We start from the raw sequence: 26206 nt of genomic DNA, 5'->3' as shown, positions 1-26206 counted from the left end.
ACAGGTCAGCGTGGCACCATGCCGACGGTTGGCGACTCTATGGCGTGTCGGCGGTCCGCAGCAACACAATCCGCCGGACCCGGCAGGATGTGTCGGCAATGAAACATCCCGCTGTCAAGGGCGTACGGCCGTCGCACGGTAGGTTTCGCCGGTGTGCGAATCGGTCGAAGGGTTACGTTCGAGGCGAGTTGACCGAGAGTCGCAAAGTGACCATACACACATCTGGCCGGACCTTGTCGGGCAAGGTCCGGCCTGGTGCGCGGCGTTGACGATCTCTGTTGACGTATCGCCTTTTGCCAAATGGTGACTTGGTGACTCAGCCGAGCAAGGACGCCAAGTCGACGTGCTCCAGGCCGTGCGCCTCCGCCACCTCGCGGTAAACGACCTTGCCGTCATGCGTGTTGAGGCCCTTGGCCAGCGCGGGGTCACGGCGCAGCGCCTCCACCCAGCCCTTGTCGGCGAGTTCGACGATGTAGGGCAGCGTGGCGTTGGTGAGGGCGTAGGTGGAGGTGTTGGGGACCGCGCCGGGCATGTTGGCGACGCAGTAGAAGACCGAGTTGTGGACCCGGAAGCTCGGCTCGGCATGGGTGGTCGGGCGGGAGTCCTCGAAGCAGCCGCCCTGGTCGATCGCGATGTCGACAAGGACACTTCCCGGCTTCATGCGCGACACGAGCTCGTTGGTGACCAGCTTCGGGGCCTTGGCGCCCGGGATGAGCACGGCGCCGATGACGAGGTCGGCCTCCAGGCACGCCTTCTCCAGTTCGAAGGCGTTGGAGACGACCGTCTGGATCTTCGTGCCGAAGACCCGGTCGGCCTCCTTGAGCTTGTTGATGTCCTTGTCGAGCAGGGTCACGTGGAAGCCCATGCCGATGGCGATCTGCGCGGCGTTCCAGCCGGAGACACCGCCGCCGATGACGACGGCCCGGCCGGCCAGCACGCCGGGGACACCGCCGGGCAGCACACCGCGGCCGCCGTTGGCGCGCATCAGGTGGTAGGCGCCGACCTGCGGGGCGAGCCGGCCCGCGACCTCGGACATGGGGGCGAGCAGCGGGAGCGCGCGGTTGGGGAGCTCGACGGTCTCGTACGCGATCGCCGTGGTGCCGGACTCGACGAGCGCGTCGGTGCACTCCTTGGAGGCGGCCAGGTGCAGGTAGGTGAAGAGCGTCTGGTCCTTGCGGAGGCGGTGGTACTCCTCGGCGATGGGTTCCTTGACCTTCAGCAGCAGGTCCGCGGCGGCCCACACCTCGTCGGCGGTGTCCAGGATCTCGGCACCGGCGGTGACGTACTCGGCGTCGGGGATGGAGGAGCCGACACCGGCGCCGCGCTCGACGACGACCTCGTGGCCGTGGCGCACCAGCTCGTGCACGCCGGCGGGGGTGATGGCCACCCGGAACTCGTTGTTCTTGACCTCGCGGGGAATGCCGACCTTCACGTCGATCACGGTCCTTGGCTCAGAGGGCGTGGGGGCATAGCGATACATACCCGGGCATGCACGGGCACACCGGGATAACCGCAGGAGAACATGCGGTGGAGCCAGTCTAATGAAGGTGTACCCGCTGTCTAGCCTTCCATTGCATCAATCTTCAGCAGATGCACTACGGATTTCGCAGGCGTTGCCTCCCTGTTCCGGGGAGGAATCATGTTCCGGGGCCTCCTCCCCCAGCATCCGCTCGGCGGCGCCGCGGTGCATCCGAGCCGCCGTGGGGTCGCCGAGGTGCTCCAGGGTGTCGGCGATCCGCAGGTGCAGCGCGGCCTGGAGGCGTACGTCCTCCGCGCGCCGCGCCCACTCCACGGCCTCCTGACAGGTGCGCAGCGACTCCTCGGGCCGGCCCGCGTACTCCTGGACCCGCGCCAGCTCGCTCAACGCCCGCGCGTGGGCCGCCACATCACCGGCCCTGCGGTATCCGGCGAGAGCGGCCCGCCAGGCCCGCTGTGCCTCGCCGTAGCGGCCCGCGTAGGTGTGGGCGGCGGCGATCCTGCCGTACAGCCGGGCGGCCTCCACGCGCTCGTCCCGGGCCAGCCGCTGGGCGAGGGCCCGGCCGAACCAGTCGGCGGCCCGGTCGTAGTCCCCGAGCTCCAGGTGCGCGCCCCCTACGGATTCCATCGCGCGCCCCGTCGCGTACGGGTCGTTCGCCTCCCGTCCGGCGTCCAGCGCGGCCCGGTAGCGCGCCAGCGCGTCCGCCGTTCGGCCGGTGCGGGCGTCGACGTCGGCGAGGTTCAGCAGGGCGGCGGCCCGCTCGCGGTGCAGGCCACGGCGCTCGGCCACGTCCAGGACGAGCCCGTGGATGTCGTAGAGGTCGGGCGCGGCCGCCTGGGTGCCGACGTGCGCGACCAGCGCCCTGACCAGCTGGGACATCAGGCGGCGCGCCAGCGTGTCCACCTCGCCGTCGGCGACCGCCAGGCGGGCCGCGGCGAGCAGGCTGGGCCTGCGGATGCGCAGCCAGTCGGCGGCCGCCCTGGGGGTGGGGAAGCGCAGGGCGCGCGGCATGTCCTGGAGCTTCTCGCGCGCCTCGAGGTCGTCGGTCTCGGTGATCGCCCGGCAGGACTGCAGCAGCCGTACCGTCCGCTCCAGCATGCGGGCCCGCGCCAGCTGGAGCTCGGCCGGGCGCTCCTGGGTGTGGGCGAGGGCCTTGAACAGCGGATACAGGCAGCCGGGCACCTCGTACTGCGGCAGCGGCGAGTCGACGGACCGCAGCAGGCCCAGGGCGACGAAGTCGTCGAGGGTGGTGCGGGCGGTGCCGACCGAGCAGCCGGCGAGCGCGGAGGCGGTGTGCGGGTCGACGAGTCCGGCCGGGGCGAGGGCGAGCAGGCGCAGGATCCGGGCGGCCGGGGTGGGCAGCAGCCCATGGGTGAGCCGGAAGACCCGGCTGAGGGGGGTGCCCTCGTTGCCGTCGGAGCGCAGTTGTTTGGCCAGGTCGGAGACGGCTGCCTTGGGGCGGGCGGCGAGCCAGCCGCCGGCCAGCGTCAGGGCAGCGGGCTGGCCCTGGCACTCTTCCACGAGCCCCTCGGCGGCCCGGGGGTCGACGGTGATGCGGACCGAGCCGGTGTAGCGGGTCAGCAGCTCCAGGGCGGACTTGGTGTCCAGCCCGCCCAGCGTGCACGGGCGGACGTCGGAGATCCCGGTCAGCGGACCTGAGGAGACGGCGACGACCAGGCAGTCCGGTGCGTCCGGCAGCAGCGCGTCGACCTGTTCGGCGTCGGCCGCGTCGTCCAGCAGGAGCAGCACACGCCGGTCGGCCAGGGCGTCGCGCAGGGCCGCCGTGAGGTCGTCCTCGGCGGCCCCGGCGGGCGTCGGCAGCTCCAGGGCGGTCAGCAACTCGCGGGCGGCCCGTCCGACGGGCACGGGCGTGCCGTCGCTCTCGCCCAGACGGGCGCGCAGCACCCCGTCCGGGTAGCGGTCGGCGACCTGTCGTACGAGCTCCTCGGCGAGGGCCGTACGGCCGGAGCCGGGGCGGCCCGCGATGAGGAGCACGCGCGCGCGTGGGGCCTTCCTTCCGGACAGGGTGTCCAGTCCCGCGCGCTCGATGTCGGCGCGCAGCTCCTTCAACTCCCGTGTGCGGCCCAGGAAATGGGGCTCCGCGGCCGCGTGTCCCGACAGCTGCGCTCCGTCCGTGTCCACCGCCTGATCCGTCACGGGCCACACTCCCGTCCCACCGCACGCGCAAGCCCGCCGGGACTCCGGTCCGGGCTGTTTTCCTGAGCCTAGTTCACGCTCTGCGACGTTCCGTGAGGAGCGCGGCGGGGAGGTCCCCCGATCGGATCAGGCGATCGTCACACCGGCAGCGGAGAGCGGTGTCGCGCCCCGAGGATCAGGCCTCGAAGGGCCGCGCCGGCCACGGCGCCTGCGCCGGACGCAGTGCGTCGAGGCCGTCGCCCTGCTGCGCGGCGACGAGCGAGAGGACGCCGACGACGAGGCAGTTGTTGTGCAACTCGCCCGCGAGCACGCCCCGGACGAGTTCCTCGACGGGCACGCGCGCGTGCTCCATGTCGGCCTCCTCGTCCTCGACTTCGAAGCGCTGTCCGTCGGCAGCGGACAGACCACGGGCGAGGAAGATCCGTACGGCCTCGTCGCAGCCGCCGGGAGTCGTGTACACGTCGGTCAGGACCCGCCAGTCCTCCGCCTTGACGTGCGCCTCCTCGTACAGCTCGCGCTGGGCGGCGTGCAGCGGGTTCTCGCCCGGCACGTCGAGCAGACCGGCCGGGATCTCCCACAGCTTGTGGCGCACGGGGTGCCGGTACTGCTTGATGAGCAGGACACGGTCCTCGTCGTCGAGGGCGAGGACGGCCACGGAACCGGGGTGGACCTGGTAGTCGCGGCGGGCGACCTCACCGTTCGGCATGACCACCTCGTCGGTGCGGACGGAGGTCTTGCCGCCCACGAAGGGGGTCTCCGTCGCCCGGATCTCCCACTCCTCGGGGGTGTCCTTGATCGTCATGCCGCGTCCTCCCACAAGCCAGCCACGAGCCAAAACAAAACCGGGGTGCCCACCATTGAAGGTATGCACCCCGGCCACCGTACAACCGGTTGTGTTACTTGGAATTCTTCCGCTCGACCGAGGCCTTCACGAGACCGGCGAACAGCGGGTGCGGCCGGGTCGGACGCGAGCGCAGCTCCGGGTGCGCCTGCGTGGCGACCAGGTAGGGGTGCGCCTCACGGGGGTACTCGACGTACTCGACGAGCTTGCCGTCGGGCGAGGTGCCCGAGAAGAGGATGCCCGCCTTCTTCTCCAGCTCGGCACGGTAGGCGTTGTTCACCTCGTAGCGGTGCCGGTGGCGCTCCTCGACGTACTCCTTGCCGTCGTACACCTCGCGCACGATGGAGTCCTCGGCCAGCTTGGCCGGGTACATGCCCAGGCGCATCGTTCCGCCCATGTCGCCCTCGCCGGCGACGATGTCGAGCTGCTCGGCCATGGTGGAGATGACCGGGTGGGCGGTGGCCGCGTCGAACTCGGTGGAGTTGGCGTCGGGGATGTCGGCCAGGTTGCGCGCGGCCTCGATCACGATGCACTGCAGGCCGAGGCAGAGACCGAGCAGCGGGATCTTGTTCTCGCGGGCGTACTTGATCGCGCCGACCTTGCCGAGGACTCCGCGGTCGCCGAAGCCGCCCGGGATGCAGATGCCGTCGACGTCACCGAGCTGCTGCGCGGCGCCTGCCGGGGTCTTGCAGTCGTCCGAGGTGACCCACTTGATCTTCACGCGGGCCCGGTTGGCGAAGCCGCCGGCCCGCAGGGCCTCGGTGACCGAGAGGTAGGCGTCGGGAAGGTCGATGTACTTGCCGACCAGCGCGAGGGTGATCTCGTGGTCGGGGTTGTGGACGCGGTCGAGCAGGTCGTCCCAGGTCGTCCAGTCCACGTCACGGAACGGCAGGTCCAGCTTCCGGACGACATAGGCGTCCAGGCCCTCGCCGTGCACGGTCTTCGGAATGTCGTAGATGGACCGCGCGTCCGGGCACGCCACGACCGCCGCCTCGTCGACGTCGCACATCAGGGAGATCTTGCGCTTGATGGCGGTGGGGACCTCGCGGTCGCAGCGCAGGACGATCGCGTCCGGCTGGATACCGATGTTGCGCAGGGCGGCGACCGAGTGCTGGGTGGGCTTGGTCTTCAGCTCGCCCGAGGGACCGATGTAGGGCAGGAGCGAGATGTGAACGACGAAGACGTTGTCCCGGCCGACCTCGTGCCGCACCTGGCGGACCGTCTCCAGGAACGGCAGCGACTCGATGTCACCGACGGTGCCGCCGACCTCCGTGATGACCACGTCGACCTCGTCGGTGGCCATACGGCGGATGCGATGCTTGATTTCGTTGGTGATGTGCGGGATGACCTGCACGGTGTCACCCAGGTACTCGCCGCGCCGCTCCTTGGCGATGACGGTCGAGTAGACCTGGCCTGTAGTGACATTGGCGGAGCCGTCCAAGTCGCGGTCGAGGAACCGCTCGTAGTGTCCGATGTCCAGGTCGGTCTCGGCGCCGTCGTTGGTGACGAAGACCTCGCCGTGCTGGAACGGGTTCATCGTCCCCGGGTCGACGTTCAGGTACGGGTCGAGCTTCTGCATCACGACACGCAGACCCCGGGCCTTGAGCAGCATGCCGAGGCTGGAGGCGGTGAGACCCTTGCCGAGAGAGGAGGCGACACCCCCGGTGACGAAGATGTGCTTGGTCGTCGTAGATTTGGGCGGCATGGCCAAGAGGGGGCTCCCGTGGTCGCGGTCTGGGGTTGCGGTACGGCTCCCGGCCGGAGATTTCCGGGGTCGCCGTCGCTGCGGTTCGGGGGTTTCGAGCCCACCGGTCCACGGGCTACCAGGGTATCAGCGACCGCGGGGAACGGCTTCCGGCCACGCTCCGCTCACAGGTCGACACAGACGCGCGTCAAGCACGCGTTTCTCACCTGCCGCTCACCCGATCGGCCCACCCGCGTTGCACGGAGCGGCACGCAGATCATCTACGTGCGTCGTATCCTGCTCGGACACTCGCTGCCGAGCCCGGCCGGGTAACACGGCACACCCCCGCCGATACACACCGGAACAACGAGAGCTCGTCAGTTCGTTGAGCAGTAATTGTCGTTTTGCCACACGGCACCGGCGACTGCTTTGCTTCACCGCTCAACGACGCATACCCAAGACCCCTTGACCGCATTAGCGAATGCCCCGTTCTTTTCGCGGGGCGACGTGGCCGTTCGACTGGAGTTGCACGTGGCCGGGCGCATCGAAGACTACGCACTCATCGGAGACATGCAGACAGCAGCGCTGGTCTGCCGTGACGGCACGGTGGACTGGCTCTGCCTGCCGCGCTTCGACTCGCACGCCATCTTCGCCGGTCTGCTGGGCACCGAGGAACACGGCTTCTGGCGGCTCGGCCCGGCGCACGGCGCCGACGCCGAGCCGCCGACCGCGGCCCGGCGCAGCTACCGCGGCGACTCGCTGATCCTGGAATCCGAGTGGGACACCCCCCGCGGCACCGTCCGTGTGACGGACTTCATGCCCCCGCGTGACGGCGCCCCGCAGCTGATCCGGATCGTCGAGGGCGTCTCGGGCCGCGTGCCCATGCGCTCCGCCCTGCGGATGCGCTTCTCGTACGGCCGGGTCGTGCCGTGGGTGCACAAGCACGAGGGGCGCACGGTCGCCGTCGCCGGCCCGGACTCGGTGTGGTTCGACACCACGGCCGAGACCTACGGCAAGTCGCTGACGACGTACGCGGACTTCACGGTCGCCCCGGGTGACCGGATCGCCTTCACGATCTCCTGGGAGCCCTCGCACAAGGAGCCGCCCGCGCTGCCGGAGCCCGAGCAGTCGTTGCAGGCCACTGAGGACTTCTGGCGCGAGTGGGTCGAGCACTGCACGTACCACGGCCCCTACCGTGAGGCCGTGGTCCGCTCCCTGATCACGCTGAAGGCCCTGACGTACGGCCCGACCGGCGGCATCGTCGCCGCCCCCACGACCTCGCTCCCCGAGGACATCGGCGGCGTCCGCAACTGGGACTACCGCTACACCTGGCTGCGCGACGCGGCGATCACCCTGTCCTCGCTGCTGCGCACCGGCTACCGCGACGAGGCCCGCGCCTGGCGCGAGTGGCTGCTGCGCGCGGTCGCGGGCGACCCCGAGAACCTGCAGATCATGTACGGCATCGCCGGCGAGCGCGAGCTCGGCGAGGCGGAGCTGGACTGGCTGCCCGGCTACGAGAACTCCGCGCCGGTCCGCGTCGGCAACGGCGCCGCCCACCAGCTCCAGCTCGACGTCTACGGCGAGGTCACCGAGGCCCTGCATTTGGGCCACATGACCGGCCTGGCCCGCAACGACTACGCCTCCCTCCTCCAGCTGAAGCTGATCCGCTACCTCGAGGACCACTGGGACGAGCCGGACGAGGGCATCTGGGAGGTGCGCGGCCCGCGCCGCCACTTCGTGCACTCCAAGGTCATGGCCTGGGTCGCGGTGGACCGCACCATCAAGCTGATCGAGTCCGGCGACGCGGACGGCCCGCTGGAGAAGTGGCGCGAGCTGCGCGACGACATCCACCGGGACGTCTGCGAGAAGGGCTACGACAAGGAGCGCAACACCTTCACGCAGTCCTACGGCTCCAAGGAGCTGGACGCGTCCTTGCTGCTCATCCCGCAGATGGGTTTCCTGCCGCCGGACGACAAGCGCGTCATCGGCACCATCGAGGCGATCCAGCGCGAGCTGTCCACGCCGGACGGCTTCATCCTGCGCTACCCGACCTCGGGCGACAACGAGGGCGTCGACGGGCTGCCCGGAGACGAGGGCGCGTTCCTCGCCTGCTCGTTCTGGATGGCGGACGACCTGGCGATGATCGGCCGCGTCGACGAGGCGCGCAAGCTGTTCGAGAAGCTGCTGTCGCTGCGCAACGACCTCGGTCTGCTCGCCGAGGAGTGGGACCCGCGTCTCAAGCGCCAGGTCGGCAACTTCCCGCAGGCCTTCAGCCACGTCCCGCTCATCGACACCGCGCTGCGGCTGACGGCGTCCGGGGCCTACGGCGGCTGAGCGGCGTACGACGGCTGGACAGGACCGACGACGACCCGCACCCCCCTCGTGCCGTGAGCCCTGCCGGACGCCTCGAGCCGGTGAACCTTTCCGGTCACGGCACTAGCCTGGGAAGCAGACCCAGCCCCTGATGTCGGAAGGGGGCGGCCATGGCTTCCCTCTCGAAGGCGGGCGCGGCTCTCACCGCGCTGCGCGAGGATCTGACCGGCGATGTCTTCGCCCCGGGGGACCTGGGGTACGACGACGCCCGGCAGGTGTTCAACGCGATGATCGACCGGCGTCCGGCGGTGATCGCGCAGTGCGCGGACGAGAGCGATGTCGTCCGGTCGGTGCGTTTCGCCCGGGACCTGGACCTGAAGATCGCGGTACGCGGCGGCGGGCACAGCGTGGCGGGCATGGCGACCAACGACGCCGGTGTGGTGATCGACCTGCGCCGGATGCACGAGGTGACCGTCCACCCCGCGGCGGAGGCGGTACGGGTCGGCGGCGGGGCCACGATGAGCCATCTGGACCGGGCGACCCAGCCGTACGGACTCGCCACGACCGGCGGCCGGGCCTCCACCACCGGTGTGGGCGGCTTCGTCCTCGGCGGCGGCACCGGCTGGCTGGACCGCTGCTTCGGCCTCGCCGTCGACAACCTGCTCGGTGTGGAACTGGTCACCGCCGACGGCTACCGGACCCATGCCAGCGCCGACGAGAACCCGGACCTGTTCTGGGCCCTGCACGGCGGCGGCAGCAACTTCGGCGTCGCCACCGCGCTCACCCTGAAGCTGCACGAGCTGCCGGAGTTCTCCATCGCGCTGGTGCTGTACCTCCCCGAGCACGGCCGCGAGGCCGTCCGCACCTACCGCGACCTGATCACCGCCGCCCCGAACGAGGCGGGCGGCGCCGTCATCTACCTCACCGCCCCGCCAGAGGAGTTCGTACCGCCCCATCTGGTCGGCACGCTGACGTGCGGTGTCCTGCTGACGTACGCCGGCGGCGAGGACGACCTGCGCAAGCTGGCCGAGCCGCTGCTGGCGCTGCCGCACGAGACGGAGGTCGTCGGGGCGATGCCGTACGCCGACGTGCAGTGCATGATCGACGATCCGCCCGGGATGCGGAACTACTGGTCGGCGGAGTACCTCACGGGCGCGCCCGACGCCTTCGTGGACGTCTACTGCGCCCGCGCGGCCTCCATGCCCGTGCCGACGGGCACCCAGCACGTGCTGTTCCCGATGGGTGGCGCGGTCGCCGACGGCCCGCACGGATATCCCGTGCCCTACCGGGACGCGCCGTGGGCCGTGCACCCCTTCGGGATCTGGGAGGACCCGGCCGACGACGAGCGGGGCATCCGGTGGGTGCGGGACGTCAGGGAGGACGCCCGGCCGTGGAGCACCGGCGACGTCTACCTCAACTTCATCGGCGACGAGGGCCCGGAGCGGGTGATCGCCGGCCTCGGCGGGGAGAACGCCCGGCGGCTCGCGGAGCTGAAGCGGCACTACGACCCGGACAACGTGTTCCGCTTCAACCACAACATCAGGCCGGCCTGAGCGCCGTGAGCGTGCGCTCCCCCGCCGGGTCGCCCTTGGTGGCCGGGACCAGGGCGATCTCGTCGAGGCCCGCCTCGGCGTAGGCGTCGATGCGGGCGCGCACGGTGTCGAGGTCGCCGACCAGGCCGACCGCGGTGGCGGCCTCCGGGGGCAGGGCCCGTACGAGGGTCTCGCGGTCGGCGCCCTTGGCGGCCAGCTCCACGGCGGCGGCGAAGCCCGCCTCGACGAACATGTCGCTGTAGCCCGGCACGGTCAGATAGCCGGCGATGCTGCCCAGGACCTGGGCGAGCGAGCGCGGATCGGGGTCGACGGCCGCGGGCAGCCAGGAGGCGAGCGTCGGCGGGGTACGGCCCGCCCGCTCGGCCGCGTCGACCATCTTGGCGCGCAGGACGCGCACCTGCTCCGGGGAGACGATGTCCAGCAGCATGCGGTCGGCGTGCGCGGCGGCCGTGGCGATGGCGCGGTCGCCGAACGCGGCCACGGTGAGCTGCCCGCCGGGCGCCGGCAGGCGCCGCGGGAAGGCGCTGCCGGGCACGATCGGCTCGCCGGGCTCGCCGTGCAGCAGACCGCGCAGGGCGGCGGCGCTCTCCTCCAAGGCGGCCGCGGGCCGGGTGCGGGGCCTGCCGTGGACGCCTTCGACGACCCGCTTGCTGGACGTGCCGAGCGCGACCCCCACGGGCCGACGGACGAGGGCGGCGCTCGACGCGGCGCCGCGCGCGATCGTGAGCGGGTCCCGCACGTTCACCGGCACCGGCCCGGCCGTCAACACCGCATGTCCGGTGGCCAGTCCGATGGCCGTCGCCAGGACGAACGAGTCCCAGGTCGCTCCCTCTCCCGCCCAGATCTCGCGATATCCGAGCCGGTCGGCGAGTTGCGCGACGCGCAACGGCTCCTCGACCGGGCTGTCGTCCTCTCGTGCCGCGGCGACCACACTGATGTCCATGACGGCGCCGCTACCCAGTGATCGCGGCCGTACGCCCGCGCAGCTGTCACCGGGGCATCGGCGCAGGTAGCGTCCGCTGCATGGACAGCCGCACGGACCACCGATTCGACAGCCACGGCGCCGGCGTCACCGTGCAGCGGGCGCTGGAGCTGCCCGGCCTGCGCAGCGGGCTCCCCGAGGTCCTGGCGGGCGCCGACCGGCTGGGCCGCACCGTGCGCTGGGTGCACGCGGGCGAGGTGCCGAACATCGCCTCGCTGCTGAAGGGCGGCGAGCTGCTGCTGAGCACCGGCTACGGCCTCGGCACCCGCCCGGCCGAGCAGCGGGCGTTCGTGCGCACCCTGGCCGAGCGCGGGATCGCCGCCCTGGTGATCGAGCTCGGCCCGCGCTTCAGCCGTCTGCCGGCCGCCCTGGTCGAGACGGCGCGCTCGGCCGGGCTGCCCCTGGTCCAACTGCATCGCGAGGTGCCCTTCGTGACGGTCACGGAGGAGATCCACACCGAGATCGTCAACGGCCACTACGCGCTGCTGCAGCGGGCGGAGGAGGTGCACCGCCGCTGCACGGAGGCCCTGCTGGGCGGCGGCGGGATCCCGCAGGTGCTGGGCATTCTGGCGGACTTCAGCACCAACCCGGTGTTCCTGGAGACGACGGACGGCCAGCTGCTGTACGCCGCCGGGTCCGGGCCCGAGGGCGCGGATCCGCTCCAGGTGTGGGAGGGGCTGCGCGGCCCCCGCAAGGACGCGCCGCCGCCGACGGGTTCGGTGCTGGTGGACGTGCCGGGCGGTGGCCCGGGGGCGGGTTCCGTACGTGCCCGGCTCGCACTGCTGCCCGTGCGCGCCCCGCTCGCTCCCGTGCACCGGATCGCCGCGGAGCGGGCCGCCGGCATCCTGGCCGTCGTGCTGATGCAGGCCCGGCAGGAGGAGGAACTGGCGGCGCGCGGGCGCGGCGACTTCCTCACCGACCTCGCCGAAGGGCGCGTCAGCGCGGAGGACGCCCCGGCGCAGGCGCGCGTGCTGGGCTTCAAGCCGGGCAGCGGCCCACTGCTGCCGGTGGTCATGCGGCTGGGCGACGCGCTCTCCCCCGCCGGGGGCGCAGCCCGCTCGAGCGCGGTCGAGAGCGGCGGAGGCTGGGCGGTGCTGGCGCGGGCGGTCGCGGAGGAGCTGGCGTCGGTGGGCGTCCCGGTCCTCCTCGGGGTACGACCGGTCGAGGGCCGGGTGCCTCTCCTGCTGGGCCTGCGCTCGGAGTCGGAGCGCTCGGCGGTCGCGGACCGGGTCGCGGCGGCGCTGCGGGCGGGGGTGGAGCGGGCCGGTATGCAGCGGCCGGGCGGCCGGCCGCCGGTCGTGGTCGTCGGGGTGGCCGGCGGCTGGGCGGCGGCGGCAGCCGGCCTGCGGCACGCGGCCGAGACGGCGACCGCGGCCCAGGGCCTGTCGGACCGCCCCTGGTACGACGCCCGCCGCCTCGACATCGACCTGCTGCTGTGGCGGCTGCGGGACCATCCCGACCTGGCGGCCTTCGTGGACCGCGCGATCGGCCCGGTCCAGGACCACGACCACCGCTCCAAGCCGCCGCTGCTGCCCACCCTGGAGACCTACCTGGCCCACGCAGGCCGCAAGGCGGAGACGGCCCGGGAGCTCCACCTCAACCGCCAGACCCTCTACAACCGCCTCGCCCGCATCGGCGAGCTGCTGGGCACCGACCTCGACGACCCCCAGACGGTCCTGGCCCTGAGCCTGGCCCTGCGGGCACGACGGCACGTGCCGTAGCCGTCCCTGGTTTCAGCTCAGGGGCCGCGGCTGCGTCAGCTCGTCGTAGACGCTGAGCACCTGCGCGACGGTCTCGTCCTCCGTCGGCCAGGTGGTCGCCTGCCGCACACCCCGCTCCCGGAGGGTCTCGCACCGCTCGGGGTCGCCAAGGAGCCGTACGACGGCGTCCGCGAGGGCGCCCGCGTCGCCGTAGGGCACGAGTTCGGCGGCGTCGCCGACGAGTTCGGGGATGCCGCCGACGTCGGTCGCGACGAGCGGCACGCGCGCGTGGAGGGCCTCCTGGGCCAGTACGGACCGCGACTCCCACCGGCTCGGCAGCAGTGCCAGATCGGCGGCGGCGAGCAGTTCGCCCACGTCGTCCCGCCGTCCGATGAGCCGCACCGGCAGCCCCTCGTTCTCGATGCGGCCCTGGAGCGTCGCCCGCAGCGGTCCCTCACCCGCGATCACGACCAGCGGCAACGGGTCGAGGTCGCGCCACGCACGCGAGGCGTCCAGCAGGACGTCGTACCCCCGGTGCCGGTCGAGGGAGCCCACCGCCATCAGCAACGGGCGCCCGATGGCGCCGAGTTCGGCCCGCGCCTTGGGCCGCAGCCGCTCGGGCTCCTCGGGGCCGTCGGGCGTGCGGGGCCCGGGCAGCGCCACGGCGGCGAGCCGCGCGTCCCGCGCGCCCGTCCGACGCGCCCGGTCCACGAGGTCGGAGGAGGTCCCGAGCACCACGGTGGCGGCCTTCGCGACCCGCCGCTCCAGCAGGCGCAGGAGATGGGCGCGCGCCCCCTCGGCGTGCGCGTGGTTGTGCCACGTGACGACGAGCGGGGTGCGCCGACCGCTGAGGGCGAGCACCGCGCGGAAGGAGGCGTGCAGCCCGTGCGCGTGGACCAGATCGGCGTCCGTGCAGGCCGCCCGCAGGGCCGACACCGAGCCCGGGTCGCTGCTGCGCGGCACGTGGACGTGGTCGGCGCCGGCGCCCACGAAGTCGTAGGCCCGTTCGGCCTCCGAGGGGGCGCAGACCGTGACCCGCACGCCCCGAGCGACGAGCCCCGCGGTCAGGGAGCGCACATGTGCGCTGCTGCCGGCGTTGCCGCCGCCCAGCACCTGCACGGTGCGCAACGACGACGGACCGTGCGGTGCGGGGCTGCTCACGGGGCTCACGCGGCCGGGGCTCCTGGTTCGGCATCGGACGGTCACGAAGGAACGTACAGAGAACGTACAGAGGGAGACCACGCGCGGTGGTGTTCCGCGCAATTCCTCCCCGTTCCACGCCAAGGATGCCAGGACGTACGGGTGTTCCGGGAACGCCGGGGAGCCGGTGACCATGCCGGACCCCATGCAGGTCACCCACACGAGTGAATCAGTGCACGCCTGCACGAACGCGGCCCTGCGCGCCTCCCGGGTGACCGGGTCTACGCGCTCTCCCGTGCCGTCGCCAGCAGCTCCTCCGCATGTGCCCGGGCCGTCTCCGAGTCCTCCTGCCCGGCCAGCATCCGGGACAACTCCCGGATCCGGTCCTCCCCTTCGAGCACCTTCACACCGGAGCGCGTCACCGAGCCGTCGTTCGTCTTCTCGACCAGCAGCTGCCGGTCGGCGAACGCGGCCACCTGCGGCAGGTGGGTCACCACGACGACCTGCGCGGTCTTCGCGAGCCGCGCGAGCCGCCGCCCGATCTCCACGGCCGCCTTGCCGCCCACGCCCGCGTCGACCTCGTCGAAGAGATACGTCGGCACGGGATCCGTCCCGGCGAACACGACCTCCACGGCCAGCATCACGCGCGAGAGCTCACCGCCGGACGCGCCCTTGGCGATGGGCCGGGGCGGCGCCCCCGGATGCGGCGCGAGCAACAGCTCGACCTCGTCGACACCCGACGGCCCGTACGCCACCGCACGGCCGCCGACCTCCACGCCCTCCGGGTCCTCGGTCTGCCGGATCTCGAACGACACACGCGCGTGCGGCATCGCCAGCGAGGCCAGTTCGGCGGTCACGGCGGCGGCGAACCGCTCGGCGGCCTCCGCCCGGGCATCGGTCAGCGCCTGCGCGAGACCTCCCAGTTCGCTCCGCAGCGCGTCCCGCTCGCCGGTCAGCTCGTCGATCCGCTCGTCGTCGGAGTCCAGCTCGGTGAGCCGGGCCGCACTCCGCTCGGCCCACGTGAGCACCGCGTCGACGTCCTCGCCGTACTTGCGCGTCAGCGCGGTCAGCGCGGCCCGCCGCTCCTCGACCGCCGCGAGCCGCAGCGGATCGGCGTCCAGGTCGTCGGCGTACCCCGCCAGCTCCCCCGCCACGTCGCCCAGCAGGATCCCGACCTCCCCGATCCGGTCGGCGAGCGCCGCCAGCGCCGGATCATGCGCCCGTACGGCCTCCAGGGCCCGCTGAGCGCCCGCGACGAGGGTGGTCGCGTCAATCCCCTCGGGGTCCTCCGGATTGCCCGCCAGAGCGCCGTGAGCGGCCGTGGCGGCCGACGACAGCGCCTCCGCGTGCCCGAGCCGCTCCGCCTCCTCCGCCAGCTCCACGTCCTCACCGGCACGCGGCTCCACGCCGGCGATCTCGTCGAGCCCGTACCGCAGCATGTCGGCTTCCTGGGCCCGCTCACGCGCGCGCGTGGTGATCTCCTCCAGCTCCACGGACACCGCCCGCAGCCGCCGGTACGCCTCGCCGTACTTCGCCAACGGCACGGCGACGGCGTCACCGGCGTACCGGTCGAGCGCCTGCCGCTGCCGGGACAGCTTCAGCAGCCCCTGCTGGTCGGTCTGCCCGTGCACCGCCACCAGCTCGTCGGCGAGCTCGGCCAGCATCCCCACCGGCACACTGCGCCCGCCGACGTGCGCCCGCGAGCGCCCCTCGGCCGAAACGGTACGGCTGATCAGCAACGCCCCGTCGTCGAGTTCGGCCCCGGCCTCCTCGGCCCGTACGGCCACCGGGGCGCCCGAGGGCACGGTGATCCGCCCCTCCACGACCGCCTTCTCGGCCCCGATCCGCACGAGCGCCGCATCTGCCCGCCCGCCCAGCAGCAGTCCGAGGCTGGTGACCACCATGGTCTTGCCCGCGCCCGTCTCACCCGTGACGGCGGTGAACCCCGGCGACAACTCGACGACAGCGTCGTCAATGACCCCGAGCGACCGTATCCGCATCTCCTCCAGCACGGGGAAGACCATACGAGGTCGGCGGCAAGGAGTGCGAGGCGCCCTTGTCACCCGGGAGAGGGAAGCGCCCCGAAAGGGGCGCAGGGCCGTATCGCTAGTGAGGTGCCCCCCGCCATCCGGAAACCGGCAGGGCGAACTTCGCCACCAGCCGATCCGTGAACGAAGCATGGTGCAACCGGGCCAGCCGCACCGGCACAGCGCCCCGCCGCACCTCCACCCGCGCCCCGGGCGGCAACTCCACGGTCCGCCGCCCGTCGCACCACAGGACACCCGGCGGAATATGAGGCAGAACCTCCACAGCCAGCACAGAATCCGGCGACGTCACCAACGGCTTCGCGAACAGCGCATGCGCGCTGATCGGCACCATCAGCAACGCCTCGACCTCGGGCCACACCACCGGCCCACCCGCCGAGAACGCGTACGCGGTCGACCCGGTCGGTGTGGACAGCACGATCCCGTCGCACCCGAATCCCGTCACCGGCCGCCCGTCGATCTCGAGGACGACTTCGAGCAGCTTCTCCGCGGACACCTTCTGCACGGCCGCCTCGTTCAGCGCCCAGTCCGTGTGCACGATGTCCCCGTTGCGGTGAACGACGACGTCGACGGTCATCCGCTCCTCGACCTCGTACGCCTTCGTGACCACCCGGTCCACGACCTTGTCGAGATCGTCCCGCTCGGCCTCCGCGAGGAACCCGACACGCCCGAGGTTGACCCCGAGCATCGGCACCCCGGACGCCCGCGCGAACTCCGCGCCGCGCAGCAGCGTCCCGTCGCCGCCCAGCACGATCAGCAGCTCACACCCGTCGAGGCACTGCGGAGTGGCCTCCTTGACCAGCTCCACCTCGTCCGACAGCGGCAGGTCGCGCGCCTCGTACTCCAGGACGCGTACGCCGATGCCCGAGCGCAGCAGCCCCTTCACCACCAGCTCCGCACTGCGGATGGCGGCGGGCCGCCCCGTGTGGGCGAGCAGGAAAACAGTTCGAGCTCGGTTCTGAGTCAACGCGGCCCCTCCGCAACTGCACGGTCGACATCGGCCGGGTCCAGGGCCGGTGCCCCGGACCGCAGCCAGAGAAAGTACTCCACGTTGCCCGAGGGTCCGGGCAACGGACTGGCCGTCACACCCTTCACCCCGAGACCCAGCTCCCAGGCCTTGCCGGCGACCCCCCGCACGGCCTCGGCCCGTAGCTGCGTACTGCGTACGACTCCCCCACTGCCCAGCCGTTCCTTCCCCACCTCGAACTGCGGCTTGACCATCATCACCAGGTCGGCGTCCGCCTTCACACACCGCGTCAGGGCCGGCAGCACCAGCCCGAGCGGGATGAAGGACAGATCCCCCACGACAAGATCCACAGGCTCCCCATCGATCGCTTCAAGCGTCAACTCGCGTACGTTCGTACGGTCCTTGACGGTGACGCGTTCATCGCTCCGCAGAGACCACGCGAGTTGTCCGTATCCGACGTCGACGGCGACGACGTGCGCGGCGCCCGCGCGCAGCAGTACGTCGGTGAAGCCGCCGGTGGACGCGCCGGCGTCCAGCGCCCGCCGCCCCTCGACGACGAGCCCCTGCGGCACGAAGACCTCCAGCGCGCCGGCGAGCTTGTGGCCGCCCCGGGAGACGTACTCCGGCTCGCTGTCGTCGACGGCGACCACGATCGCGGCCGCCGTCTCCACCTGTGTGGCGGACTTGGTCGCGACGGTCTTGCCGACGGTGACCCGCCCGGCGGCGATCAGCTGGCCGGCGTGCTCGCGCGAGCGCGCGAGCTTCCGGCGGACCAGCTCCGCGTCCAGACGGCGGCGTGCGACTCCTGCCACGTTCGGTTCAGCTCCTGCTCTGGTACGTCGATGGGGGCACCGGAGGGCCCGGGCGGGCGTCGAGCGCGGTGAGCGCGTCGCGCAGCCCCCGGTGTACATCCTCGTACACCTCGACATGCCCGTCCGTGGCGAGGTGGTCCGTGTCACCGAGCCTAGCCAGATGGGCGTCGACCTCGGCGTTGTCGGTGGGGGTGCGGTGCACGTTCAGAGGAGCGGGCGCGGCCGGGTCGCGCTCCGGTTCCTGCGGCTTCGGCTCCCGCGGCTGCGCCTCCGGCACGGCCTCCGGCTCCGGCACTGTGTCGCTCATGCCCAGACGCTACCCCGAACCCCTGGGGTACCGTCGATCGCGATGGCCACCATTGAGGAGTGCCGTGCGGCACTCGAGAAGCTCTCGGAGAACATGCAGAGCGCCGAAGGGGACGTCCGTACGGCCGCCTCCCTGGACCGTTCGGTGAGCTGCTGGATCACGGACCTGGACGTCACGTTCGTCGGCCGGATGACGGCCGGCCGGATCGTGGTGCATGACACGCTGGAGGGCCCTCCTCGGGAGAAGGCCCAGATCAGGCTGACCATGACCGGTGACGATCTGGTCGCGCTGGTCGCGGGCGAGTTGCACTTCGCGAAGGCCTGGGGCTCCGGACGGGTGAAGCTGGAGGCCGGTCTCAGGGACCTCTTCCAGCTCAGGAAGCTTCTGTAGCGACCGCCTGCCGGGCCGGTGTCCGCTGTGTCCGCTGTGTCCGCGTCTTGCGCGCCGCCGGCACCACCAGCGGGGTGCCCGTCTCCGGGTCGTCGATGACCTGGCAGCGCAGCCCGAAGACCTCCTCGACCAGCCCGGCGGTGACGACGTCGTTCGGCGCGCCCTGCGCGATGACCTCGCCGCCCTTCAGGGCGATCAGATGGGTGGCGTACCGGGCCGCGTGGTTGAGGTCGTGCAGGACGGCGACGAGGGTGCGGCCCTGCTCCTCGTGCAGTTCGGCGCACAGGTCGAGCACGTCGATCTGGTGCTGGATGTCCAGGTAGGTCGTCGGCTCGTCGAGCAGCAGCAGCGGCGTCTGCTGCGCGAGCGCCATCGCGATCCACACACGCTGGCGCTGACCGCCGGACAGCTCGTCCACGTACCGGTCGGCGAGCTCCGCGACCCCGGTCTGCGCCATGGACTCCTGGACGATCCGCTCGTCCTCGGTCGACCACTGGCGCAGGAGGCCCTGGTGCGGGTAGCGGCCGCGGCCCACCAGGTCGCCGACGGTGATCCCGTCGGGCGCGATCGAGGACTGCGGCAGCAGCCCCAGCGTCCGCGCCACCTTCTTCGCGGGCATCGACTGGATGACCTGCCCGTCGAGCAGCACCCGCCCCTGGGACGGCTTCAGCATCCGCGACAGGGCCCGCAGGAGCGTCGACTTGCCGCACGCGTTCGGACCGACGATCACGGTGAAGGAGTTGTCGGGGATCTCCACAGACAGCTGTTCGGCGATGACACGCTGGTCGTAAGCGAGGGTGACGTTCTCGGCGGACAGGCGGTTCACGGTACTCCTTGGGGTGTTCTTCTTCGCTGAGCCGCTCATCTCCGAGCCGCTCATATCCGGCCCGCCCTGCGCTCGGTGACCAGCAGCCACAGCAGATAGACGCCGCCGACGACACCGGTGACCACGCCCACGGGCAACTGGTCGGCGCCGAAGGCCCGCTGTGAGACCCAGTCGGCCGTGACGAGCAGGGCCGCGCCCATGCACAGCGACGGCAGGAGGTTCGGTCCGGGCGAGCGGGTCAGGCGCCGGGCCAGCTGCGGCGCGGTGAGCGCCACGAAACTGACGGGGCCCGCGGCGGCGGTCGCGGACGCGGTGAGCAGGACGGCGGCCACCATCAGCAGCAGCCGTACGCGCTCCACGGGCACACCGAGCGCGTGGGAGACGTCGTCGCCCATCTCCATCATCCGCAGCCCGCGCGCGTTGCCGAGGACGAGCGGCACGAGCACGGCGCACAGGGCGAGCAGCGGCCAGACCTGCTCCCAGTCACGGCCGTTGAGAGACCCGGTCATCCACACGACCGCGCGGGCCGCGTCCACGAGGTCGGCCTTGGTGAGCAGATAACCGTTGACCGCCGTGGCGATCGCCGAGACACCGATGCCGACCAGCACCAGCCGGTAGCCGTGCACGCCCCGCTTCCAGGACAGCAGGTAGATGGCCGCACCGGTGACCAGTCCCCCCACGAGCGCCCCGAGGGTCACCTCCGTGGGGCTCCCGGAGAACAGCACGATCATCACGAGTGCGCCCGCCGTCGCGCCCTGCCCGAGGCCGAGCACGTCCGGGCTGCCCAGCGGATTGCGGGAGAGAGCCTGGAACAGCGCGCCACCGAGCCCCAGCGAGGCGCCGACCAGCAGCCCTACGAGGACCCTCGGCAGCCGCAGCTCGTTGACGATGAACTCCTGTCCCGGGTTTCCGTCGCCGACCAGCGACTTCAGCACGTCGGAGGCCGGGATGGGGAAGTCGCCGGTGCCGATCAGCACGACACCCGCGGTGAGCGCGGCGAGCAGCAGCAGGACGACGACGGTCAGCGCGCGGACGTCCAGCCGCACGGAGAGCCCGCCGGGGGTGCGCAGCGTCCGGGTGCCACGCGCGGCCCGAGTGCCGGTGTCTGCGGTCTTTACGTCTGTGGTCTTCACGTCTGCGGTCTTCACGTCTGCAGTCTTCACAGCTGCGCCGTCCTCCTCCGTCGTACGAGATGGATGAAGACCGGGCCGCCGATGATCGCGGTGACGATGCCGACCTGGAGCTCCGAGGGCCGGACGACGACCCGCCCGATCACGTCCGCGCCGAGCAGCAGCACGGGCGACAGGACGGTCGCGTACGGCAGGATCCAGCGCAGGTCGGGACCGGTGAAGGAACGCACGACGTGCGGCACCATCAGCCCGACGAACACGATCGGCCCGCAGGCGGCGGTCGCCGCCCCGCACAGCACGGTCGCGGCGAGCATCGACAGCGCCCGGGTGCGGTTCAGGTTGGCGCCGAGCGCCTTCGCGGTGTCGTCGCCCATGGCCATCGCGTTGAGCGGCCGGGCGAGGGCGAGCGCGAGGACGGTACCGACCGCGAAGAACGGCAGCACCTGCCGGATCGTCCCGTCGGTCGCCGACGACAGCGAACCCACCGTCCAGAAGCGCATCTTGGCCAGCGCCGCGTCATCCATGATCATCACGGCCTGGAGGTAGCCGTAGAGCGCGGCACTGATCGCCGTACCGGCGAGGGCGAGCCGCACGGGCGTGGCACCCCGGCTGCCGCCCAGGAACCAGACCAGCGCACCGACGGCGGCCGCCCCGAAGAACGCGAACCACACATAGCCGGTCAGGCTCGTGACACCCAGATACGTCACCGCCGTGACGACCGCGGCCGAGGCACCCGCGTTGATGCCGAGCAGCCCCGGGTCGGCCAGCGGATTGCGCGTCAGCGCCTGCAGCACGGCCCCGGACAGGCCGAGCGCGGCGCCGGCGAGCAGGCCGAGCACGGTCCGCGACAACCGCTCGTCGACCACGACGTCGCCGTACGTCCCCGAGTTCTCGAACAGGCCGTGCCAGACCTGCGCGACGGACAGCTCCTTCGCGCCGATCGCGATGCTCGCCAGAGCGACGAGCGCCAGGATCAGGACGGAGAGCAGGAGCCCAAGGCTCCGTATCGCCCGGCGGCTTGGGGGCGCGGGGGCGGTTTCCGCGCGCTGTTCGGGAGGACTGTCGACCAACACGTAGTTAGGTTAGCCTACCCTCGCATTCTCCTTGGTTCCCTGGGTGGCGCACGGCCTCGGGTTCACAGACCCGTCGCGGATCCGTCACCCCCATGCACAGGCCGGGCGCCGGCCCGTCTCACAGCCCCAGCCGCGCCAGCGCCTTGCCCCCGTCCAGTTCGCAGGTGCCCTCCCCGGCCACCGTCCAGGCCGCCGCGCACAGCGCCCGGAGACCGTCCAACGCCTCGCCCTCGCCGCCGAGTTCGAGCCGCCCGTCACCGGCCGTCGCCGTCCACCCGCCGCACCGGAACCCACCGTCAACGTCCGTGACCTCCGGCTGACCGGTCAGCAACCCGCGCAGATCCGCGTCGACGTACGTCGGCCGGTGCTGCGGCGGTGCGGCCAGCAACTGCGCGCCGTCGGTGACACCGGTCAGCACCAGCAGCGAGTCGACCTCGCCGTTGAACGCGCCCTCGATGTCCGTGTCCAGCCGGTCCCCGACCACCAGCGGCCGCTCGGCACCCGTCCGCAGGATCGTCTCCCGGTGCATCGGCGGCAACGGCTTGCCCGCCACCTGAGGCTCGGCCCCGGTCGCGATCCGCACGACCTCCACCGCCGCCCCGTTGCCCGGCGCGATGCCCCGCCCGCTCGGAATCGTCAGATCGGTGTTGGACGCGAACCACGGCACCCCGCGCGCGACGGCGTAGGAAGCCTCCGCGAACCGCCCCCAGGGCAGGTCGGGCCCGCCGTACCCCTGCACGACGGCGGCGGGATCGTCGTCGGCGGACTCCACCGGCACGAGCCCACGCTCCCGCAGCGCCACCCGCAGCCCCTCCCCGCCGATGACCAACACCCGCGCCCGCCTGGGCATCTGCTCACTGATCAGCCGGGCCACCGCCTGAGCCGACGTGATGACGTCGTCCGCCCCCGTCGGTATCCCCAGCTCGGTCAGATGCTCGGCCACCGTGTCCGGGGTGCGCAGCGCGTTGTTGGTGACGTACGCCAGACGCATCCCGCCCGCGCGAGCCCTGTCGAGCGAATCGACCGCGTGCACGATCGCGTGCCCGCCCGCGTACACCACACCGTCCAGGTCGAGCAGCGCCGTGTCGTACGCCTCGCTCAGGGCCTGCCCACTGCCCTCGGGCCTCGTCCTGACGCTCCGGCTCATTGCACATCGCTCCTCGTTCGCTCGGCTTTCCCCCGATCATCCCGTATGCCACTGACACACGTACGATGCCGGGATGAACTCAGCAGGTCACTCGGAAGCAACGGCGCGCCGAGGCCTGGAACTCACCCCGTTCCGAGGCCTGCGATACGACCCCGACCGGGTCGGCAGCCTGGCCGCCGTGACGTCCCCACCGTACGACGTCGTCGTCCGCCCGGACGGCGTGCACCACCTCCATTCCGCGGACCCGCACAACATCGTGCGGCTGATCCTCCCCCAGGCCACCACCCCCACCGCCCGCAACGACCAGGCCGCCGACACCCTGCGCCGCTGGCTCGACGAGGGCGTCCTGACCGCCGACCCCGAACCGGGCCTGTACGTCTACGAGCAGCGCGACGGCGACGGCATGATCCAGCGCGGCCTCATCGGCGCGCTGCGCGTCTCCGAGCCGTCCGAGGGCGTGGTCCTGCCCCACGAGGACGTCATGCCGCACGTCGTCGCGGACCGCGCGGCCCTGATGCGGGCCACCTCCGCGAACCTGGAGCCCCTGCTCCTGACGTACCACGGCGACGGCTCGGCGGCCGAGGTGGTGGAGCACGCCGCCGAACGGCCCCCGCTCCTCGACACGACCACCGAGGACGGCTTCAGTCACCGCCTCTGGTCGGTCACCGACCCCGACGAAGTGGCCTGCGTCCAACGGGACCTCGCGCACCATCAGGCCCTGATCGCCGACGGCCACCACCGCTGGGCGACCTACCGCAGGCTCCGCGCCGAGCACCCGTCCCCCAGCCCCTGGGACTACGGCCTGGTCCTCCTCGTCGACACGGCCCGCTATCCCCTGCGCGTCCGCGCCATCCACCGCCTCCTGCACGGCCTGCCCGTGGCCGACGCCCTGTCCGCCCTGGACGGCCTGTTCCGCGTACGCCGTCTCGACGTGCCTTTGCCTCAGGCCCTGGGCGCACTGGCCGACGCGGTCCGCGAGGGCAACGCGTTCCTCCTGGCCGGCGACGGCACCTTCCACCTCGTCGACCGCCCGGACCCGGCCCTCCTGGCCCGCACGGTCCCCGCCGAGCACCCCGCCGCCTGGCGTTCGCTGGACGCGACGGTCCTGCACGCCACGCTCCTCGACCACGTCTGGCGCATCCCCGAGGACTCCCCCGCCCACATCGCCTACATCCACGACACGGCCGCGACCGTCGCGAAGGCGGAACGCGACGGCGGTACGGCGGTGCTCCTGCACCCGGTCCGCGAGGAAGTCGTCCGAGACCTCGCCCGCCAAGGCGTCACCATGCCCCGCAAGTCCACCTCGTTCGGCCCGAAACCGGCGTCGGGCCTGGTCCTGCGGGCGCTGGACCTCTGAGCGACCCACGCGGGAAATGACAGAGGGGCGGGCCCCTTTCGGGATCCCGCCCCTCACTCATGGACGTCAGTCCTTGTCGTCCTCGGCCTCGGCCCCGGCCTCGGCCTCGGGTCCCTCGGCACTTTCCGCCCGGACCTCCGCGGACTCGGACTCACCGTCGTTCACGTTCTCGTCCAGCGCGTCGACGAAGTCGACCCCGTCCAGCTCGGCCAGCCGGTCGGAGGCGTCCGTGCTGCCGTCCCGGTCGGCCTCGACGGCCTTCGCGAACCACTCGCGCGCCTCGTCGACCCGCTCGGCCGCCAGCAGCGCGTCCGCGTACGCGTACCGCAGCCGCGCGGTCCAGGGCTGGACGGAGCCGGAGGCCAGCTCGGGGCTCTGCAGCGTCACGATGGCCGCGTCCAGCTGCCCCATGTCGCGCCGGGCGCCGGCCGCGACGAGCCGCATCTCGACCTGCCCGGCCTTGTCGAGCTTGTGCACCTCGGGAGCGCCGGCCATGTCGAGCGCCTTCTCCGGCCGCCCGAGCCCACGCTCGCAGTCGGCCATGACGGGCCACAGCTCCACACTGCCGGTCATCCGCCGCGCGGCCCGGAACTCGGCGAGCGCCTCGCTGTACTTCTGGTTCGCGTACGCGGCGAACCCGGCCGCCTCACGTACGGCCGCGACCCTCGACGCCAGCCGCAGGGCGACCCTGGAGTAGCCGTAAGCACCCTCGGGGTCCTCGTCGATGAGCCGGGCGACCATCACCAGGTTCTTGGCGACGTCCTCTGCGAGCGTCTTCGGCAGGCTCTGGAGCTCCTGCCGTACGTCCTTGTCGATCTCGTCGCCCGTGACGTCCTCGGGGATCGGCAGCCGCTTGATCGGCTCGCGGTCACGATCCCGCTCCTCGCGGAACCGCCCACCGCCACCGCCGCCGCCACGTCGGTCGTCCCGATCGCGGAAGCCACCCGGCCGACCGCCCCGGTCGTCCCTGCGCGGCCCGCGTCCACCACGGTCGTCCCGCCCCCGGAACCCGCCCCGCTCACCGCGGTCACCGCGCTGGTCGTCGCGCCGGAAACCCGGGCGCGTGTCGCCGCCACGGAAGCCACCACGGTCACGGTCACCGCCACGCTCGTCCCGACGGAAGCCACCACGGTCCCCGCGGTCGTCGCCACGCCGGTCGTCGCGACGGTCATCACGGCGATCGTCACGCCGGTCGTCACGGCGGTCGTCACGCCGGTCGTCACGCCGGTCGTCACGGCGGCCGTAGCCACCGCCGCCGCCACGGTTGTCGTCGCGGCGGAAGCCACCGCGGTCGTCGTCGCGGCGCTCCGGGCGGCCGCCACGGTCGTCGCGACGGAAGGGAGGCCGGTCGCCCCGGTCACCGCGGTCGTCACGGCGGAAGGAGGGACGGTCGCCCCGGTCGTCACGGCGAGGCCCACGGTCACGGTCGTCCCGCTGGAACGACGGACGCGGCCCCCGGTCGCCCTCACGACGGTCGTCGCGCCGGAACCCACCGCGGTCCCCGCGGTCGTCGCCACGGCGGTCGTCACGGCGGCCGTAGCCACCGCCACCGCCACCACGGTTGTCGTCACGGCGGCCGTAGCCACCGCCGCCGCCACGGTTGTCGTCGCGGCGGAAGCCACCGCGGTCGTCGTCGCGGCGCTCCGGGCGGCCGCCACGGTCGTCGCGACGGAAGGGAGGCCGGTCGCCCCGGTCACCGCGGTCGTCACGGCGGAAGGAGGGACGGTCGCCCCGGTCGTCACGGCGAGGCCCACGGTCACGGTCGTCCCGCTGGAACGACGGACGCGGCCCCCGGTCGCCCTCACGGCGGTCGTCGCGCCGGCCGCCGTATCCACCGCCACCGCGGTTGTCGTCACGCCGGAATCCACCGCGGTCCCCGCGGTCGTCGCCACGGCGGTCGTCGCGACGGGCGCCGTAACCACCGCGGTCGTTACGGTCGTTGTCGCGGCGGTCGTTGTCGCGGCGGAAGCCACCACGGTCCCCGCGGTACCCGCCGCGGTCGCCGCGGTCACCACTGTCCCGTCGCCGCTGGTCGCGCTCCGGTCGGTCGTCGGGAGAGTTGGTGGACATGGGTGACTCCTGTCTTCGGTACCGCAAGTCATTCTCGCGCAGTCGGGTACCCGATGCGCCCCGGGCTGCGCTTGTTTCAAAACACGAAAAGGACCCCTGGTCCCCAGCTGAACGCTGGGGACCAGGGGTCCTTCCCAAAGATTGTTCGGCGGCGTCCTACTCTCCCACAGGGTCCCCCCTGCAGTACCATCGGCGCTGTAAGGCTTAGCTTCCGGGTTCGGAATGTAACCGGGCG

Annotated in this window: 20 protein-coding genes and 1 rRNA gene; 5 read left to right on the top strand and 16 right to left on the bottom strand. The window is 72.2% G+C overall.

Annotated elements, in window-relative coordinates; all coding sequences use genetic code 11:
* Positions 1-316: 316 nt before the first annotated feature.
* The 4 genes from ald to ACGFNV_RS24955 all read right to left on the bottom strand — a co-directional run bounded on the left by ald (position 317) and on the right by ACGFNV_RS24955 (position 6180).
* Positions 317-1441 carry an alanine dehydrogenase gene (ald, locus tag ACGFNV_RS24970; protein ID WP_393625215.1) on the bottom strand — a complete coding sequence of 375 codons (1125 nt, stop codon included), beginning with the start codon at positions 1439-1441 and terminating at the stop codon, positions 317-319.
* A 135-nt stretch (positions 1442-1576) separates the two neighbouring features.
* Positions 1577-3634: a tetratricopeptide repeat protein gene (locus ACGFNV_RS24965; RefSeq protein WP_393625214.1), complete on the bottom strand. Its 2058-nt coding sequence runs from the start codon at positions 3632-3634 to the stop codon at positions 1577-1579.
* Positions 3635-3809: 175 nt separating this feature from the next.
* Entirely contained in the window at positions 3810-4436 is a 627-nt protein-coding gene (locus tag ACGFNV_RS24960) for an NUDIX domain-containing protein (RefSeq protein WP_393625213.1), read from the bottom strand.
* A gap of 94 nt (positions 4437-4530) precedes the next feature.
* Complete coding sequence (locus tag ACGFNV_RS24955) at positions 4531-6180, bottom strand: CTP synthase (protein ID WP_393625212.1); 1650 nt, start codon at positions 6178-6180, stop codon at positions 4531-4533.
* 510 nt (positions 6181-6690) lie between these two features.
* Between ACGFNV_RS24955 and ACGFNV_RS24950 the strand changes: the two genes are divergently transcribed.
* Positions 6691-8493, top strand: a complete 1803-nt coding sequence (locus tag ACGFNV_RS24950) for a glycoside hydrolase family 15 protein (RefSeq protein WP_393625211.1) — start codon at positions 6691-6693, stop codon at positions 8491-8493.
* A 149-nt stretch (positions 8494-8642) separates the two neighbouring features.
* Entirely contained in the window at positions 8643-10025 is a 1383-nt protein-coding gene (locus ACGFNV_RS24945; RefSeq protein ID WP_393625210.1) for an FAD-binding protein, read from the top strand.
* On the opposite strand, the gene ACGFNV_RS24940 is transcribed toward ACGFNV_RS24945, so the two are convergent.
* The gene (locus tag ACGFNV_RS24940) at positions 10012-10968 is read right to left on the bottom strand and encodes an LLM class F420-dependent oxidoreductase (RefSeq protein ID WP_393625209.1); all 957 of its coding nucleotides are present in this window, start codon (positions 10966-10968) and stop codon (positions 10012-10014) included. The genes ACGFNV_RS24945 and ACGFNV_RS24940 overlap by 14 nt on opposite strands.
* A gap of 80 nt (positions 10969-11048) precedes the next feature.
* Between ACGFNV_RS24940 and ACGFNV_RS24935 the strand changes: the two genes are divergently transcribed.
* Positions 11049-12728 (top strand): PucR family transcriptional regulator, encoded by a 1680-nt coding sequence (locus ACGFNV_RS24935; RefSeq protein ID WP_393625208.1) that lies wholly within the window; start codon positions 11049-11051, stop codon positions 12726-12728.
* A gap of 12 nt (positions 12729-12740) precedes the next feature.
* On the opposite strand, the gene ACGFNV_RS24930 is transcribed toward ACGFNV_RS24935, so the two are convergent.
* From ACGFNV_RS24930 to ACGFNV_RS24910, 5 genes are all read right to left on the bottom strand, one after another.
* Positions 12741-13877, bottom strand: coding sequence for a glycosyltransferase family 4 protein (locus ACGFNV_RS24930; protein WP_393625207.1), 1137 nt, complete (start codon positions 13875-13877; stop codon positions 12741-12743).
* A gap of 251 nt (positions 13878-14128) precedes the next feature.
* Complete coding sequence (recN, locus tag ACGFNV_RS24925; protein WP_393625206.1) at positions 14129-15871, bottom strand: DNA repair protein RecN; 1743 nt, start codon at positions 15869-15871, stop codon at positions 14129-14131.
* An 82-nt stretch (positions 15872-15953) separates the two neighbouring features.
* Positions 15954-16859, bottom strand: coding sequence for an NAD kinase (locus tag ACGFNV_RS24920; RefSeq protein ID WP_133929214.1), 906 nt, complete (start codon positions 16857-16859; stop codon positions 15954-15956).
* Complete coding sequence (locus ACGFNV_RS24915) at positions 16856-17671, bottom strand: TlyA family RNA methyltransferase (protein ID WP_393625205.1); 816 nt, start codon at positions 17669-17671, stop codon at positions 16856-16858. Before ACGFNV_RS24915 ends, ACGFNV_RS24920 begins: the two co-directional genes overlap by 4 nt.
* A 7-nt stretch (positions 17672-17678) precedes the next feature.
* On the bottom strand, positions 17679-17978 hold the full coding sequence (locus tag ACGFNV_RS24910; RefSeq protein ID WP_393625204.1) for a hypothetical protein: 300 nt from the start codon (positions 17976-17978) through the stop codon (positions 17679-17681).
* 42 nt (positions 17979-18020) lie between these two features.
* Between ACGFNV_RS24910 and ACGFNV_RS24905 the strand changes: the two genes are divergently transcribed.
* Positions 18021-18368, top strand: coding sequence for a sterol-binding protein (locus ACGFNV_RS24905; protein WP_393625203.1), 348 nt, complete (start codon positions 18021-18023; stop codon positions 18366-18368).
* On the opposite strand, the gene ACGFNV_RS24900 is transcribed toward ACGFNV_RS24905, so the two are convergent.
* From ACGFNV_RS24900 to ACGFNV_RS24885, 4 genes are all read right to left on the bottom strand, one after another.
* Positions 18352-19233, bottom strand: a complete 882-nt coding sequence (locus ACGFNV_RS24900) for an ABC transporter ATP-binding protein (RefSeq protein ID WP_393625202.1) — start codon at positions 19231-19233, stop codon at positions 18352-18354. The two genes, ACGFNV_RS24905 and ACGFNV_RS24900, sit on opposite strands and share 17 nt — an antisense overlap.
* A gap of 11 nt (positions 19234-19244) precedes the next feature.
* Complete coding sequence (locus ACGFNV_RS24895) at positions 19245-20327, bottom strand: FecCD family ABC transporter permease (RefSeq protein ID WP_393625653.1); 1083 nt, start codon at positions 20325-20327, stop codon at positions 19245-19247.
* Positions 20328-20353: 26 nt separating this feature from the next.
* The gene (locus ACGFNV_RS24890; RefSeq protein ID WP_393625201.1) at positions 20354-21397 is read right to left on the bottom strand and encodes a FecCD family ABC transporter permease; all 1044 of its coding nucleotides are present in this window, start codon (positions 21395-21397) and stop codon (positions 20354-20356) included.
* A gap of 118 nt (positions 21398-21515) precedes the next feature.
* Positions 21516-22544, bottom strand: a complete 1029-nt coding sequence (locus ACGFNV_RS24885; RefSeq protein ID WP_393625200.1) for an HAD hydrolase-like protein — start codon at positions 22542-22544, stop codon at positions 21516-21518.
* Between the two features lie 73 nt (positions 22545-22617).
* On the opposite strand from ACGFNV_RS24885, the gene ACGFNV_RS24880 reads away from it, so the two are divergent.
* Complete coding sequence (locus ACGFNV_RS24880) at positions 22618-23901, top strand: DUF1015 domain-containing protein (protein WP_393625199.1); 1284 nt, start codon at positions 22618-22620, stop codon at positions 23899-23901.
* A gap of 66 nt (positions 23902-23967) precedes the next feature.
* On the opposite strand, the gene ACGFNV_RS24875 is transcribed toward ACGFNV_RS24880, so the two are convergent.
* Both ACGFNV_RS24875 and rrf read right to left on the bottom strand, forming a co-directional pair.
* Entirely contained in the window at positions 23968-24750 is a 783-nt protein-coding gene (locus ACGFNV_RS24875; RefSeq protein WP_393625651.1) for a hypothetical protein, read from the bottom strand.
* A gap of 1364 nt (positions 24751-26114) precedes the next feature.
* Positions 26115-26206 (bottom strand): 5S ribosomal RNA (rrf, locus tag ACGFNV_RS24870); the annotation flags it as partial.

Source organism: Streptomyces sp. NPDC048751 (assembly GCF_043198595.1).
Taxonomy (GTDB): domain Bacteria; phylum Actinomycetota; class Actinomycetes; order Streptomycetales; family Streptomycetaceae; genus Streptomyces.
The sequence above is the reverse complement of the archived record's forward strand: the minus strand, read 5'-3'. Positions and strand labels throughout refer to the sequence as shown.

Excerpts from the sequence above, each read along its gene's own strand:
- ACGFNV_RS24880 (WP_393625199.1), top strand. The coding sequence starts at position 22,618 with ATGAACTCAGCAGGTCACTCGGAAGCAACGGCGCGCCGAGGCCTGGAA.
- ACGFNV_RS24960 (WP_393625213.1), bottom strand. The coding sequence starts at position 4,436 with ATGACGATCAAGGACACCCCCGAGGAGTGGGAGATCCGGGCGACGGAG.
- ACGFNV_RS24885 (WP_393625200.1), bottom strand. The coding sequence starts at position 22,544 with ATGAGCCGGAGCGTCAGGACGAGGCCCGAGGGCAGTGGGCAGGCCCTG.
- ACGFNV_RS24910 (WP_393625204.1), bottom strand. The coding sequence starts at position 17,978 with ATGAGCGACACAGTGCCGGAGCCGGAGGCCGTGCCGGAGGCGCAGCCG.
- recN (WP_393625206.1), bottom strand. The coding sequence starts at position 15,871 with ATGGTCTTCCCCGTGCTGGAGGAGATGCGGATACGGTCGCTCGGGGTC.
- ACGFNV_RS24955 (WP_393625212.1), bottom strand. The coding sequence starts at position 6,180 with ATGCCGCCCAAATCTACGACGACCAAGCACATCTTCGTCACCGGGGGT.
- ACGFNV_RS24935 (WP_393625208.1), top strand. The coding sequence starts at position 11,049 with ATGGACAGCCGCACGGACCACCGATTCGACAGCCACGGCGCCGGCGTC.
- ACGFNV_RS24945 (WP_393625210.1), top strand. The coding sequence starts at position 8,643 with ATGGCTTCCCTCTCGAAGGCGGGCGCGGCTCTCACCGCGCTGCGCGAG.
- ACGFNV_RS24905 (WP_393625203.1), top strand. The coding sequence starts at position 18,021 with ATGGCCACCATTGAGGAGTGCCGTGCGGCACTCGAGAAGCTCTCGGAG.
- ACGFNV_RS24900 (WP_393625202.1), bottom strand. The coding sequence starts at position 19,233 with ATGAGCGGCTCAGCGAAGAAGAACACCCCAAGGAGTACCGTGAACCGC.
- ACGFNV_RS24940 (WP_393625209.1), bottom strand. The coding sequence starts at position 10,968 with ATGGACATCAGTGTGGTCGCCGCGGCACGAGAGGACGACAGCCCGGTC.